The sequence below is a fragment of the Proteus sp. fly-1013 genome (assembly GCF_040140245.1).
Taxonomy (GTDB): domain Bacteria; phylum Pseudomonadota; class Gammaproteobacteria; order Enterobacterales; family Enterobacteriaceae; genus Proteus; species Proteus mirabilis_B.
In genome coordinates, this window is sequence record NZ_JBEEWD010000001.1 from 335,330 (window position 1) to 349,597 (window position 14,268).

The 14,268-nt window shown below is 35.7% G+C and carries 14 protein-coding genes; 6 read left to right on the top strand and 8 right to left on the bottom strand.

Annotated features, from left to right (window positions below):
- Positions 1-719: 719 nt before the first annotated feature.
- A complete protein-coding gene (locus ABN236_RS01460) occupies positions 720-1,211 on the top strand; it encodes a hypothetical protein (protein WP_349473214.1) in 492 nt (163 codons plus the stop codon).
- A gap of 117 nt (positions 1,212-1,328) precedes the next feature.
- On the opposite strand, the gene fabA is transcribed toward ABN236_RS01460, so the two are convergent.
- The gene (gene fabA, locus ABN236_RS01465) at positions 1,329-1,847 is read right to left on the bottom strand and encodes a bifunctional 3-hydroxydecanoyl-ACP dehydratase/trans-2-decenoyl-ACP isomerase (RefSeq protein ID WP_023581351.1); all 519 of its coding nucleotides are present in this window, start codon (positions 1,845-1,847) and stop codon (positions 1,329-1,331) included.
- Positions 1,848-1,930: 83 nt separating this feature from the next.
- Positions 1,931-3,673: an AAA family ATPase gene (locus ABN236_RS01470; protein ID WP_311755174.1), complete on the bottom strand. Its 1,743-nt coding sequence runs from the start codon at positions 3,671-3,673 to the stop codon at positions 1,931-1,933.
- Between the two features lie 361 nt (positions 3,674-4,034).
- Here ABN236_RS01470 and matP point away from each other — a divergent pair, with 361 nt between their 5' ends.
- The gene (gene matP / locus ABN236_RS01475) at positions 4,035-4,496 is read left to right on the top strand and encodes a macrodomain Ter protein MatP (protein WP_088493264.1); all 462 of its coding nucleotides are present in this window, start codon (positions 4,035-4,037) and stop codon (positions 4,494-4,496) included.
- 198 nt (positions 4,497-4,694) lie between these two features.
- Here the strand turns inward: matP and ompA are convergent, their stop codons facing one another.
- Together ompA and sulA are read right to left on the bottom strand one after the other, a co-directional pair.
- Positions 4,695-5,783 carry a porin OmpA gene (gene ompA, locus ABN236_RS01480; RefSeq protein WP_088493263.1) on the bottom strand — a complete coding sequence of 363 codons (1,089 nt, stop codon included), beginning with the start codon at positions 5,781-5,783 and terminating at the stop codon, positions 4,695-4,697.
- A 347-nt stretch (positions 5,784-6,130) separates the two neighbouring features.
- Positions 6,131-6,682, bottom strand: coding sequence for an SOS-induced cell division inhibitor SulA (gene sulA, locus ABN236_RS01485; RefSeq protein ID WP_349473215.1), 552 nt, complete (start codon positions 6,680-6,682; stop codon positions 6,131-6,133).
- Positions 6,683-6,911: 229 nt separating this feature from the next.
- Between sulA and ABN236_RS01490 the strand changes: the two genes are divergently transcribed.
- Positions 6,912-7,520, top strand: coding sequence for a TfoX/Sxy family DNA transformation protein (locus ABN236_RS01490; RefSeq protein ID WP_311755175.1), 609 nt, complete (start codon positions 6,912-6,914; stop codon positions 7,518-7,520).
- Between the two features lie 70 nt (positions 7,521-7,590).
- Here the strand turns inward: ABN236_RS01490 and yccS are convergent, their stop codons facing one another.
- Entirely contained in the window at positions 7,591-9,759 is a 2,169-nt protein-coding gene (gene yccS, locus ABN236_RS01495; protein ID WP_349473216.1) for a YccS family putative transporter, read from the bottom strand.
- Positions 9,760-9,873: 114 nt separating this feature from the next.
- On the opposite strand from yccS, the gene helD reads away from it, so the two are divergent.
- A complete protein-coding gene (helD, locus tag ABN236_RS01500; RefSeq protein WP_349473217.1) occupies positions 9,874-11,925 on the top strand; it encodes a DNA helicase IV in 2,052 nt (683 codons plus the stop codon).
- A 1-nt stretch (position 11,926) separates the two neighbouring features.
- Here helD and ABN236_RS01505 read toward each other — a convergent pair whose 3' ends face one another.
- Positions 11,927-12,385 carry a methylglyoxal synthase gene (locus tag ABN236_RS01505; RefSeq protein ID WP_075673145.1) on the bottom strand — a complete coding sequence of 153 codons (459 nt, stop codon included), beginning with the start codon at positions 12,383-12,385 and terminating at the stop codon, positions 11,927-11,929.
- A gap of 137 nt (positions 12,386-12,522) precedes the next feature.
- Between ABN236_RS01505 and ABN236_RS01510 the strand changes: the two genes are divergently transcribed.
- Positions 12,523-12,936, top strand: a complete 414-nt coding sequence (locus ABN236_RS01510; protein WP_088493259.1) for a CoA-binding protein — start codon at positions 12,523-12,525, stop codon at positions 12,934-12,936.
- A gap of 78 nt (positions 12,937-13,014) precedes the next feature.
- Here ABN236_RS01510 and hspQ read toward each other — a convergent pair whose 3' ends face one another.
- Entirely contained in the window at positions 13,015-13,335 is a 321-nt protein-coding gene (gene hspQ, locus ABN236_RS01515; RefSeq protein WP_006537351.1) for a heat shock protein HspQ, read from the bottom strand.
- Positions 13,336-13,532: 197 nt separating this feature from the next.
- On the opposite strand from hspQ, the gene ABN236_RS01520 reads away from it, so the two are divergent.
- The gene (locus ABN236_RS01520; RefSeq protein WP_349473218.1) at positions 13,533-13,814 is read left to right on the top strand and encodes an acylphosphatase; all 282 of its coding nucleotides are present in this window, start codon (positions 13,533-13,535) and stop codon (positions 13,812-13,814) included.
- 43 nt (positions 13,815-13,857) lie between these two features.
- Here ABN236_RS01520 and tusE read toward each other — a convergent pair whose 3' ends face one another.
- Entirely contained in the window at positions 13,858-14,187 is a 330-nt protein-coding gene (gene tusE / locus ABN236_RS01525; protein WP_023581360.1) for a sulfurtransferase TusE, read from the bottom strand.
- Positions 14,188-14,268 lie beyond the last annotated feature (81 nt).

The window sequence follows — 14,268 nt, forward strand, 5'->3', positions numbered from 1 at the left end:
TATAAAAAAGGCTTACATATTTTGTAAGCCTTTTTACGTTATATTATCATTACTTTTTTAATTTTATTTCATGAAAATTTTTTGCGTAAGCGAAAACCATAAACAGTAAGAAAAATAGCAAGCATTGTATTGATGGAATTATATAGCCAATCAATTTTTTCTGAAGTAAACCAAGTTATAAAAGATGTAAATATCAGAAATATGCCACCATAAAACATAAAGTCTGCCTGTTTTTTAGGTACTTTTCCTTTGTTAATCACTTATTTTCCTTAAATTTTCTTTTTATAAAAAACTAATTTAACTTAAAGGTTTTCTTTTGATTTTTTAAATAATTTATATAAGTTTGGGCTATATAAATATAATGAGGTTATAGAAAAGCCTAAGATCCATTTTATATCGAATTGACTAGCATACATACAAATAAATATAATCAATAAAATTGTGAGACGATAGCCAATTGCTTTACAAAGAAAAAAAGTAAGTTCAATAAGAAAGCTAAAGAGTTCTACAATTGCGCTTATAATCATATCCATACGATTATTCCTTAACGTAATCTACTTGTACTAAGTTGATATAAATTTCTAGTGTCATATTTATTTAGGATAAGAAAGCTCACTTAACTTAAACTTATCTTTATATATAAAGTTTATTTACTAATTTAATGACACTATACATAGATTAATTTATTATAGCGACTTTTATTTACAAGGAAGACTTCAATGAAAAAACCAATCTCATTATGGATAATATTAATTGCTTTTACTTTTTTCACACTAGGGCAATTAATGTCTTCATTTACTAGTGTTTCGACTTTATTGAGCGTATTTATAAAAAATAGTGCGAATTTTAATTTAATAGCTTCTCTTTCTATATTGTGGAGTATGATACAAACTTTTTCACTCCCTACTTTATATGTTATTACACTTTTTGTTGTTTTTATGAAGAAAGAAATAGCACCAATGATGCTGAAAATATTCTGGAGTATATCAATGTTTCCGATCACTATCGCAATAGTAATTGGAATTCAAAATGCATTTGATAATACAAATGGTAGTAATCAAGCAGAAAATTCAGGTGAAGTATTAGGTGTTTTATTTTTAGCCGGTTTATTTGTTTATCTCACATATAGCTTATTTTTCTCTGCTAAAATTAAGCATCATTTTCAGTGTCTAAAAGATAAGCAATCGACGATATGTGTTGATAAAAACTGAATTGAATATGATCTGTTTTTTATAAAGAAAATAAATACCCTGTTAGTGTAGATAAAAAAATACCGTGTACTTTATGTTACACGGTATTTTTATAATAGATTCGGATTATTATCGAACTTAGAATGCAGTTGTATCTTTAAATAAGCCAACTTTTAAGTCTTTTGCTTCATAAATCAGCTTACCATCAACATACACTTCACCATCGGCAATACCCATAATCAGTTTACGATTGATAACACGTTTGAAATCAATTTTATAGGTAACTTTTTTTGCTGTTGGTAATATTTGTCCGGTAAATTTAACTTCACCAACGCCAAGCGCACGGCCTTTACCTTCACCACCAAGCCAGCCAAGATAGAAGCCAACAAGTTGCCACATGGCATCTAGGCCTAAGCAACCTGGCATAACAGGATCATTGACGAAGTGGCAATCAAAGAACCATAAATCTGGCTTGATATCGAATTCTGCTTCGATAAAGCCTTTATTATGGGTGCCGCCATCTTCTGTCATTTTAATGATGCGATCCATCATTAGCATATTACCAGATGGCAGTGGTGGGCCATCTTGGCCAAATAATTCACCACGGCCTGAAGCAATGAGGTCTTCTTTAGAATAAGATTCGCGTTTATCAACCATTGTCTATATAGCCTTTATCAAGTGTAAGACAACAGAATAGCTTACACTTGTACGCTGAACAACTCCGATCACTTGAAACAGAATTATCTGAATAGACGTAAGAACCAAGGTAATTTAGGTCTATCCTGATTATTTGCGAGTGTTATACGATCATGAATAACAGCTAACAAGTGTGAGTCTGATTGTTCTGGTTCACATTGCTCTTCATAATATGGCTGACGAGTCAGTAATGTTATTGCTTCTGCTACATGAGTGACAGGCCAAATATGAAATTTCTCTTCTTTTACCGCTTGTTGCACATTTTCGTTAAGTACAAGATGACGAATATTAGCAAGAGGAATAATCACGCCTTGCGTACCTGTTAATCCTCGTTGTTGGCAGATATCAAAGAAGCCTTCGATTTTCTGGTTTACGCCACCAATCGGTTGAACTTGACCAAATTGATCGACAGCACCTGTAACTGCAATTTGCTGATCAATAGGTTGTTGTGCCAGTGTACTAATAAATGCACACAATTCAGCCAAAGAAGCGCTATCACCATCAACCTCACCATATGATTGCTCAAAAACAATCGAGGTGCTAAATGGCTGTGGTTGGTCTAAACGTAATTCTGAGTTTAAGTAAGCTTGCATAATCATCATTCCTTTAGCATGAAGATTGCCACCAAGCTCCGCTTTTCGCTCAACATCCGTAAACTCACCATCACCTATATGTGCAACGCAGGTAATGCGAGTCGGTTCTCCAATTAAATCAGGATATCCCGGGTAATCTAAGACAGAAAGTCCATTGATTTGACCAATAGCTTCACCTTCTGTTTGTATCATGACTTGGTCTTGCAAAATCTCATCACGACTACGCTCTAATAAATAACTATGTCGCCATAGGCGATTTTCTTCTGCTTTTTTCAATGCATCAGCAGTTAGAGAAGCCTCATGATTAAAACGTATTGCATAACGAAGTTGGCGTAAAATCCATTCTAAATCTAGGCTCAGCATTAGCTGATCTTCATGTTGTCTTGCGGCTTGTGTTAGCAAGACTTCCCAAGCATCCGCAGATAGAGAAGGGAGGCGATATTTTTGGCACAGTGAATTTACAAAGCCACACCATTGAGAAAGAGCGGTTTCATCTTCTAAATACATGTCGTATTCATATTCACCATATAAAGCCGTGCTACTTAGCTCAGGCTCCATAAATTCAAGCTCTTCAAGGCTTAGCCTATCACCAACTAAAATCACCCGAAGATTGAGCGGCATACTCTCAATAGGTAAAGGCAGAGATTGATTGTCATTCCAGACAAGCCACTCAAAACGTTGCTCTTCAACCATTTTTTTAAGGCGGAACCACATTAGTGGTTGTGCAAGTAAAGATTTTATAGAGAGGACTAAGATGCCTCCATTTACTTTATGCAATAAGCCTGGGCTAAGAGTAACTTCGTCTTTATGGCAATAGAATGAACCAAAGAGTTGTTCTGGCTCTATCCATTGGCAACAAGTAATAGATTCTGATGATGAAAATGCGCCGTGTACATTTTCTTGCCAATCGATTTTATTGGTTTCTGCTTGATAACTGCCAACAACGGGATCAGTTTTGATCCCTGATTGCGTTAACGTGTCTGTCAGCATATCAAAGTAAGCAGCAGAATCATCCACTTTTAACAGCATAAACTGCCCTGAATCTGCATTATTTAACCATTGCAGGCTTTCATACAGGCGAGGTTGAACCTCACGAAGTAGAGATGCAGGTAATTGAGATGCTGTTTGAAAGAAAGTTTGGTAGGAGGCGTAATCAGGACGTAACGCCTGCCATTCTAATTCGTTGTTTTTCAAGGTTACCGTTTTTATTATTGATTAGTGAAAAGAGATAATTAGATATCGTATAAGTTGATATCTATCCTGCAATAAGACGGTTCTTTAACTGTCATCAACTGCATAGGCAGGGAATATGTACCGCTACGACCTTATAATGACGAGCTAATAAGTGGTCATCAAGGTTTTATGATAGCGACGCTCGATTCTATCATAACGTGCTCAGAAAACTATCCCTTATCAAGGCTTGTTATTAATTGATAAGAAAGATTATCTAAAATAACTTCGCCTATAAAATAGTCAAAAAATTTCGGTTCAGTGGCAGTATTTTTGTAAAATTGTTGATATGCTACTATATAGTTACGTTGTCACGGGATTTTGTATGAAATATCAACAATTAGAGAACCTAGAATGTGGCTGGAAATGGGCATATCTAGTAAAAAAACACCGTGAAGGTGAATTAATTACCCGTTATATAGAAAAAAGTGCCGCTGATGAAGTTGTCGAGCAATTGTTGCTTCTTGAATCACAACCATTAAAAGTTTTAGAGTGGATAGATTTGCATATGAATCCTGATTTATCTAATAGGATGAAGCAAACTATTAGAGCTCGTAGAAAACGTTATTTTAATGCTGAGCATCAACACACACGTAAAAAATCAATCGATTTAACGTTTAAAGTTTGGCAACGCTTATCTGCATTGTCACAGCGAAGAGGAATAACATTATCAGAAACGATAGTGCAATTAATTGAAGACGCTGAGCGAAAAGAACAATACGCATTAAAAGTGCATAGTTTAAAAGATGGACTGATTGAGTTATTAGAACGCGATAAAGAAAAATAAGTTACATTAATTTTGGCTTACTGGCTTCAATAATTTATTTTTATAGCTATTTTCGTTCTCTGTTTTTCTTGTGATATTTCATACCTGCCCGAAAGCGTTTTGTCTTTATATTTCTACCTTATTTTATCTTCATAAAGAAAAACCCTGCCATTGGCAGGGTTTTGAATTCATCAACAGTAGATTATTCTACTATCTGAATTATTTAGCAGGAACAACAACTTCAGTTGTACCTTGGATTTCGATCTCAACACGACGGTCTGGCGCTAAGCAATCGATCAGAGCTGAACGAGCTTTAACGTTGTCACATGTGTTGCCAGTAACTGGATTTTCTTTACCACGACCTTCTGCAGAGATGCTGTTTGCAGGGATACCTTTAGAAACCAGGTAATCAACTACAGATTGAGCACGTTTTTCTGACAGAGGCAGGTTGTAGTTTTGTGAACCGATACGGTCAGTGTAACCGATAACTACTACACGACCTTGAGTTGGGTCGATGTTAGCCAGTTCAGCGTACAGACCATTCAGAGCTTCTTGACCTTCAGCTTTCAGAGTAGATTTGTTGAAGTTGAACAGAACGTCTGAACGCAGAGTAAAGGTTTTGTTCTCAACAACTGGAGCTGGAGCTACAACTGGAGCTGGAGCTACAACTGGAGCTGGAGTTTCTTGGTTGAAGCGGTAAGCAACACCAACACTCAGCATGCCGTTGTCTGGACGTGCATTCAGAGTACCTTTATCACCGATGTTGTTGATCCACTGATATTCAACACGGGTAGCGATGTTTGGAGTGATCGCGTATTCAGTACCTAATGCGAATACTGGAGAAACACCAGTGTCGTTATTAGAGAAGTTCTTCTGAGTTGGAGCTGGAGAAGTAGCTGCAACTGTTGCAGAAGAATCTGCACGCCATACCATACCACCTAAACGTGTATAAACGTCTAAGTCTTCCATTACTGGATAGCTTAATTTAGTGGTTAATTGGATACCTTGAGCACGGAATGCACCGTTGTCATATGAACCTTTGTAAGTCATACGACCTAACCAATCATAACCCAGTTCAAAACCTAAGTATTGGTTGTACTGATAACCAGCAAATGCACCTGCACCTAACTGATCACGGTGAGTGTTACCGTTACCGATAGAAGTTTCACCGAAATGGTTACTAGTACCTTGGTATTGAGACCAACCTAATTTACCACCGGTATACCAGGTATTGTCTTTTGGAGCTGCTTGCGCTGCAGTTGCGAAAGCTGCCACTGCCACTGCTAATGCGATAGCTGTCTTTTTCATTTTACGCCTCGTTATCATCCAAGTTAGGCATTTGGCTTTAAGCCTTATTATTTGCCCTTGGTTAAATTATTGTTAGGAATCCAATGCTTTCATCAAATGATGATCCCAAAAATGGGATTTAAAGCATAACCTTAACGACATAAAGTCTACAATGAACTTAAAAAGTTACAAGTAATCCTTTAAAATTCGACTTAAAATTTTAAAAAAATCCGCCTTATTCCACAATGGGGAAGATTCTGTATTTTTGTTAAATTTACTGTAACTATATGATTTAGGTTATAAATACATTTGACTTATCTTAAATGATATCAGGGTGTTTTGAGTATTAGGAAAACTCTTAAATTTCACTAATGGTAGTGAATTGAATGAATTTTTACGGAATTCAAATGTCGTTTAGATGCATTACTACTTTCTAAATGGATATTTGCATTAATTTGCTGTCGCATAATAAACCCGAGGGTTTTTCCTTTACTGGCAGCAGATTCTAACCGTTTCATCTCTTCTGACGATATTTCTGGTAACCAACCGAGCACTACACTGTAATTACCACTCACCAGTGCTTTTTCCATTAAATCAACAGTGGTTATCATATTTATATGATTTAATTGGATTATTTTGTTAAGTGGTAATCCTGCATTTTTTAACCAAGTACGATTTAGCTTTTGTTGTGGGTTTAACCACAATAACCAACGTGATTCATGGCTATACTGTTTTAGTAGTGGCAAAAGAATGTGATTAATGACGAGCGGATTTTGGTAGAGAAGTTCACTCACCATACCTTGTTTATTATTACTATCGTAAGTCGCCACTGTTGAAGGGATAGATAGAGGCAATACCTCATTTGAGATCTCTTGGAGAATGGCGTTCTGTCTTGTCGGAGATGATGTTGAGAGTTTCATATTTACCTCGTTCCATGTGTACTGTATGAATATACAGTATCTCTATATTTCGCTTAAATCAAGCTCATTTTTTTGAAAGTTCCTCTCAAATTTCATGTAAATCTCTATTTTTAAGTCGTTAACTATTGGCAATAAAAAGGAAATTCTTTATTGTCTTTTTTGTTATGTCTTATGCATGTTTTTGAATTCAAAGATAAAATTTAATCTTAAAATTTGTGTTGGAGTTTCAATGTTATTTTTACCTGAGCAAAGGAAGGCTCATTTGTTATCGCGTATTGCGCAATATGGGGAGTTAACAACAAAGTCTCAATTTGGTGGTGTTAGCTTAATGATTGATGATGTTATGTTTGCTATCACGTCTGACAATGAGTTTTATTTAAAAGGAAGTGGCTTTTTAGAAACTCTCTATAAGGCAACAAAAATGAGTTCCTATACCTATTTGAAAAAAGGAATTCCTATCATATTGCGTTATTACCACATAACAGATTCGTTATGGGAAAATCAGCAAAAATTAGATCAATATATTGATATGTCATATCACTACAGCATTCAAGAATATTTGGGGCAACGAAAGAAGCCTTGCAGAATAAAAGACTTACCTAATCTAGGTGTGATATTAGAAAAAAGATTGAATCAAATTGGTATTAATCAAGTTGAAGAGCTGCGCTTAATCGGTGCTAAAGCGTGTTATCTAAAACTAATGCATAGCCACAATTTGAGAAATAGTGAACTTTTACTTTCATTGGCAGGAGCAATCGTTGGGTGTCATCGTTCAGTATTACCTAGTCAACTTAAAATGGAGTTATTAAATTGGTACAACGAATTATCTTTTCAATAAGATAAAAGTAATGACCGTTATTTTCTCTAATGTGCTTATGGGAATTAGAGAAAATAACGCCAATAAGAGATTAGGCATGGGGTTGAGGTAGGCTATTTGATTCGCTTTGCTCAATAATTTGGATACAACTAATAATTTGTGGCAGTAAATCTAATAGTAATCGGATTTGAGTGAGTACCAATTGAATGCGAGGATTATCTGCATTAGGTAATAGATTGATCCTTTCAATTAATTCTACATGAGATTGCTTAAATCCTTCATCTTGAGGCGTTTTTCGACGTAAAGCAGAATCGATATAACAAACAGTATCATTAAGCAAAGTGAGTACATTCTCATCTTCTATTTTTGAACGATGAACGCCAAGTGCAGAAATATAACTGAGTAAAGTATGGTTTAAGCAAAGCAACTGGAAAGCTACTTCTTGGGAGGCTTGATAACTTTTTGGCTCTGATGACATATTGGAGATCAGTGATGCTAACTCACCATCACTGCTATGGGCATTTCGACGAGCAATTCGATAACTCAAGCTATTATCTTTTCCTTGGTAATACTGAATAAGAATGGCATCAAGATAATAGCAGTTATTTGTCATTGTTTTTTGAATAACAACAGGCAATTGGCGGAATTTCCAATCAGGCCAAATAAAGCTGACAGCAAACCACGCTATGGCACAGCCAATTAAGGTATCAATAATACGGGGGAGGGCAACATCATAACCTTCACCCAGTAAATTGAAGCTTAATAAAACCAATAAAGTAATAAATAGTGTGGCATGTGCATATTGTATGGTTCTAAATGCGAAAAAGAGCGTACCAGTTATCACAATTAAAACTAACTGCCCTTCGATTGAAGGAACAAAATATAAAATAGGGAAACCGATTAAAATACCAATAATAGTACCACTCACACGTAAGGTAAGACGTCGTCGAGTGGCATTGTAGTTGGGTTGGCAAACAAATAGGCTGGTCAATAATATCCAATAGCCTCTATCCAATTGGAAAAATTGAATAATGGCATAACCAATACATAACACGAGTGACATCCTAACGGCATGTCTAAAAAGTGCTGATTTAGGCGTGAGATGTTCTTTTATTCTTAGAGCAATATCGCGCCACCCAGTTAAACCATCATCAGAAAGTTGTGTTTCTTCCTTTTGGTCATGGGATATTTGGTATTGCTCTGTACTAATACTTCGTAAAAGCGCATCAATACCTTGAAGATTTTGCAGTAAGTTATTTAAAGGTGTTATTAATTGAGGTTCTGAAGTCGTGTTTTTTAAATGACTTAATGCATTCTCTAAATAATTTATCGCGCGTTCTAATGAAGGATTATGCTGATATTTTTTATGCCAAAGAATAGATTGTGCAACTTGTTCGCAAGCTCGTGCTTGCATAGAAAGTAAGCGTTGAAAACGAAATAACACATCGCTATGTCGCAATTCATTACTTAATAGTTGGTATTGAACATGCGACGAACTTGCTCGCTCATGAATATCTTGAGCAACAAAATAGTAGTGAAGTGTGAAACGACTACTACGTTGGCCCCTGTCACCTTTTAATCGACTTAATAATGTAACTTTAGTTTGGTTCATCGTGTCAATTAATTGGCTATTTGCCATTGCTAAATTATAAAGCGAATGTTGATAGTCATCTTCGATATCAGGATCAAATAATGTTGCTTTAGCTTCGAGGTAAGTTGCAAGTTGTTGGTAGCAGCGTGTTAAATTGTCCTGAACTGGGCGAATTGGGAATAATAAGTGACCAACTAATGTTAAAGAGTTATACCAGATAGCTCCTAACAGTAATAAAACGGGTTGTTCATACCATTCAGGGAAAATAGGCATACCCAGCATAGTATAAATTGCGATTAATAAAGCGCCAAAGGCAATGGTCGCGTAACGTTGACCTAAAGCACCTAATAAAATAAATCCCCAAGTGGAAATGGCTAAACCACAAAAGAATAAAATAGGATATGGATAAAGCAGCCCTATTGATGCTGAAGCAAGAAGAAAACAGCATAAGGTGATAACGAGGTTTTTTAAACGACCAACAAGCCTATCATCTAAGTCAGTTAATGCAGCCGCTACCACGCCTAAAGTTAGAGGAATTGTATATTTAGGCTCTTGCCCTAAAATCCAAGGAAACAAAGTCGTTCCTGTAAGCGCGATTATTATGCGAATATAATATAAAAAGTGGCTATTATAGATAAATCGGCGGGCGCCATTTAGCAAAGTGAACACAAAAAGCCCTTAAATAAACAAGATGAAGATAATTACCTCTTAGAATATAGGGTTTATCACCGATTAAAAAGAGCTTAACAACAGACTATTTGTTATTTATTGCAGGAATTACGTATGGAACTGAAATCCACCCCGATGGGACAACGTTTAGCACAGCATCCTTATAATAGAGTCAAATTGTTAAATGCAGGTATTGAGGTCAGTGGTGAAAAACATCAGTATTTAATTCCTTTTAACGAATTGATTAATATTTTTTGTAAAAAAGGGATTGTGTGGGGGGAATTAGAATTTTTATTGCCTGAAGATAAAGTTGTTAGATTACATGGAACTGATTGGGAAGAAACTCAGCAGTTTTATCGTTATCTTTATCAGACATGGCAAAACTGGAGCAAAGAAATGAGCGAAATAAGTGCTCAGGTTCTTGAGAAACAACTCCATAATATTAATGAAATCACTCAATCAAATAGATGGATAAAACAGTCTAAACTTATTGAAATTCAACAGTCTATCAAAGAAAGCTTTTCTGCTATTCCTCTTCCTCTCGAACGTCTTATTCAATTTGATAATTGCCAAGCGCTCTATCTTCAATGCTTAGAGTGGTTAAAGCAAGGTGAAACACTTATTAATAAAGAAAACTCTGCATGGGTAACTCAAATATTAAGTGAGCATGAGGAGTTTTTTAATACGATTGAATCATCGCCATTAAATGAATCACAATGTCGTGCCGTAATTAATGGCGAAGACAATATTCTTGTTCTCGCGGGGGCGGGAAGTGGTAAAACATCGGTATTAGTTGCGAGAGCGGGTTGGTTATTACGCCGTCAGTTAGCGCAGCCCGATCAAATTTTATTACTTGCTTTTGGGCGTAAAGCCGCACAAGAAATGAATGAAAGACTTTCTAGTCGTTTAAATGCCGATATTATGGCAAAAACATTTCATGCTCTGGCATTATCTATTATTCAACAAGCGACAAAAAAACAACCTAAAATTAGTGAGCTTGAAATAAACAGTGAAAAAAGAAGAGCTCTATTATTAGGCGAATGGCGAGAGCAATGCCAACAGAAAAAAGCACAAGCAAAAGGGTGGCGGGAGTGGTTATCTCAAGAATTTGAATGGGATATTCCTGATGGTGAGTTTTGGCATGATAAAAAATTAGAAAATCAAGTTGCTGTAAGATTAGAGCGCTGGGTTGGTTTATTAAGAATGCAAGGGGGTAGCCAAAAATCTCTAATTGAAAGTGTACAGCCTGAATATACAGAAGCCTTTAAAAAGTATTTAAAATTATTATCACCATTATTAAAAGCTTGGAAAACGGCATTAAAAGAAGAAGATGCGATCGACTTTTCGGGCTTATTACATCAAGCTATTAATCTGATTGAAAAAGGGCGTTTTATTAGCCCATGGAAACATATTCTTGTTGATGAATTCCAAGATATTTCACCATTAAGAGCTTCATTATTAACTGCATTAAAACAGCAGAATAAACAAACATCTCTATTTGCAGTGGGCGATGATTGGCAAGCCATTTATCGTTTTAGTGGTGCAGAATTATTATTAACGACTTCTTTCCATCACTCTTTTGGCGAAGGGGCTGAATGTGCACTAGATACGACTTATCGTTTTAATGACACGATAGGAAATGTTGCCAATACGTTTATTCAGCAAAACCCAACTCAATTATCTAAGCCTTTAAATAGTTTAGTGAAAGGTAATAAAAAGTCAGTTGTACTGTTATCTGACGATCAACTTGAAAATTTACTAAATAAAATGAGTGGTTATGTAGAAGAAAATGAAACTATTCTTTTACTTGCTCGTTATCACTATTTAAAACCAGAATTATTAAAAAAAGCAAAAACACGCTGGCCTAAATTAGACCTACAATTTATGACTTTTCACGCTTCAAAAGGACAACAAGCGGATTACGTTATTATTTTAGGTTTACAAGAAGGTAAAGATGGTTTTCCAGCGCCGGCAAGAGAATCGATTATTGAATTGGCATTACTGCCTAGTGTTGAAGATTATCCTAATGCAGAAGAACGACGCTTAATGTATGTCGCTTTAACAAGAGCAAAAAAACAAGTATGGCTATTATTTAATAAACAACAGCCATCCTGTTTTGTTTCAGAGCTAAAATCTCAAGGTGTTCCTATACAACGAAAACCTTAGATTATTTTAATCTCTCTTTTAAATAACCTTCATAATCTGGAATTTTAATTGTAGATTCTTGTGAAAAGAGAGGTGATGAAATTAAAAAGTTCGCAGTTGCACGATTTGTTGCAACTGGGATGTTCCAGACCGTAGCTAAGCGTAGAAGAGCTTTAACATCTGGGTCGTGCGGAACGGCATTTAATGGGTCCCAAAAGAAAATCATAATATCAATTTTCTTTTCAGCGATCATTGCACCAATTTGTTGGTCACCACCCATTGGGCCACTTAGCATTTGAGTAACAGTAAGACCTGTGTGGTGGTTAATTAAATTACCGGTAGTTCCTGTTGCAAATAACTTGTGTAGAGACAGTTGTTCACGATTATTTTCAACCCATTCCAGTAATGAGCTTTTACAGTGATCATGGGCAACAAGCGCGATATTTTTTTCTTTTAAGAGCGTGCGGTCAATTTGTTCCATTTGATACCTTTAAAAATAAATATAGTAATTGTTCCAGTTTTCAAAATACCTTTTTTTTATCTTATAAGCTATGAACAGATCAAGATACTATGATGTATCATAATATTTTCAATCTTCATGATGAACGGAGTAGATAAATGGTGGATTCAGACATTTATGACATTTTAAGAAGCGTTAAGACCATTGCGCTTGTTGGTGCGAGTAATAAAGAAGATCGCCCAAGCTATAAAGTCATGAAATTCCTATTAGAACAAGGCTATGATGTTATTCCTGTTAATCCAGGTATGTCAGGGCAAACCTTACTGGGGCAACAATGTTATGCTTCATTAAAAGATATCCCTGTTGCTATTGATATGGTTGATGTTTTTCGTCAATCTGACGTTGCATTAGAAATTGCACAAGAAGCAATTGAAATTAATGCCAAAGTATTATGGTTGCAAATTGGTGTTATTAATGAAGATGCTAAAGATTTAGCTGAAGATGCAGGGTTACGTGTGGTAATGGATCGTTGCCCTAAAAAAGAAATTGAAGCACATGGTCTTCCTTGGTAATACACCAAAATAAAATCGCCGAAAACAAATCGGCGATTATCATTTCATTCAGATCACTGCTTATGTAGATTAATTGGGTTAATTTCTTAATCGTGGTGCCTGTAATTGGCTACGAATTGACTGTGATAACTCATCCAATGAGTCATTATCTAAGTGTTCATCTGAAACTTCATAGGTTATCTGCGCTTCAGCAAGATAAGTATGAACGGGTTGTCCTTCATCATCTTCCATCACAACATGGTACCAAGGTGCTGCTCGCAAGGTCACATTAGATGCAATATCATCCTCATTAGGTTGATCAAGGGAATATTCAGCATCCACATCGACAACAACGCCTAAGTAGCCGAGTAATTTATGTCTAACTTGCTGTCCTATCCCAAATTTGCTGGCGGTCATCATAGTATCACCTCCATAGAGCCTTGCTTATTGGTTATATATATGAGGGCATAAAGTGAAATTTCAAGGATTTCAAAAAAATATAATCCTTTGCTTTCATTATGAATAAAGAACCTCACAAAATCAGATTATCTATTGTATAAAGAAAAGACAATAACCAAGACAGAATTTTTATTTGAAGAACACTATTAGAAGGGCATATGAAAATCGGTAGAGAATATATTATTCAAGGGCGAGTTCAAGGTGTTGGTTTTCGTTTTTTCACTTATCAATGGATGAGAAAACAACCAATAACAGGATATGTTTGGAATCGTGATGATGGTAGTGTGGGAGTAAAGGCTTTCGCGAAAGAAAATGCGTTAAAAGAATTTGAGGATTGGTTAGAAGCTGGTGGCCCAAGAAGTGCCAAAATTACATTTTGGTCTGCAACATCTTGCGAATATGAACAAATGGCAGATTTTTCAATCCACCATTATGAGTAATATTATTTTAATGATTTTTAATTATCTTTATCGAAAGATAAGATTAAATACATTTGACGGGTTTTGGTAAACCGGCAAGCTTTGTAGCTTGTTTTGCCGGGCCTTTAGGAAACAAACGATAAAGATAACGGCTATTTCCTTTTTCATCGCCATATTTTTGTGCAAGTGCTTTTACTAGCATGCGAATAGCAGGGGAGGTATTAAATTCTAAATAAAACTGGCGAACAAAACGAATAATCTCCCAATGTTGTTCTGTAAGCTCAATTTCTTCTAGTTCAGCTAATGTTGGAACCATATCTTCATTCCACTCATTGCTATTTTTTAAATAACCGTGACTATCTGTCTCGATTTCTTTTCCGTTAAATACAAACATGTGCGTAGCAACCAATCAAAAATAATACCGCTAATTTAGCAAAAATAAGGAAAATACCCAAGTAGAACCCATAAATCGTTG

Coding starts and splice junctions, on each gene's coding strand:
- tusE (WP_023581360.1), bottom strand. CDS start 14,187: ATGTTTGTATTTAACGGAAAAGAAATCGAGACAGATAGTCACGGTTAT.
- ABN236_RS01520 (WP_349473218.1), top strand. CDS start 13,533: ATGAAAATCGGTAGAGAATATATTATTCAAGGGCGAGTTCAAGGTGTT.
- ABN236_RS01490 (WP_311755175.1), top strand. CDS start 6,912: ATGTTATTTTTACCTGAGCAAAGGAAGGCTCATTTGTTATCGCGTATT.
- ompA (WP_088493263.1), bottom strand. CDS start 5,783: ATGAAAAAGACAGCTATCGCATTAGCAGTGGCAGTGGCAGCTTTCGCA.
- fabA (WP_023581351.1), bottom strand. CDS start 1,847: ATGGTTGATAAACGCGAATCTTATTCTAAAGAAGACCTCATTGCTTCA.
- matP (WP_088493264.1), top strand. CDS start 4,035: ATGAAATATCAACAATTAGAGAACCTAGAATGTGGCTGGAAATGGGCA.
- sulA (WP_349473215.1), bottom strand. CDS start 6,682: ATGAAACTCTCAACATCATCTCCGACAAGACAGAACGCCATTCTCCAA.
- helD (WP_349473217.1), top strand. CDS start 9,874: ATGGAACTGAAATCCACCCCGATGGGACAACGTTTAGCACAGCATCCT.
- ABN236_RS01460 (WP_349473214.1), top strand. CDS start 720: ATGAAAAAACCAATCTCATTATGGATAATATTAATTGCTTTTACTTTT.
- ABN236_RS01510 (WP_088493259.1), top strand. CDS start 12,523: ATGGTGGATTCAGACATTTATGACATTTTAAGAAGCGTTAAGACCATT.
- ABN236_RS01505 (WP_075673145.1), bottom strand. CDS start 12,385: ATGGAACAAATTGACCGCACGCTCTTAAAAGAAAAAAATATCGCGCTT.
- hspQ (WP_006537351.1), bottom strand. CDS start 13,335: ATGATGACCGCCAGCAAATTTGGGATAGGACAGCAAGTTAGACATAAA.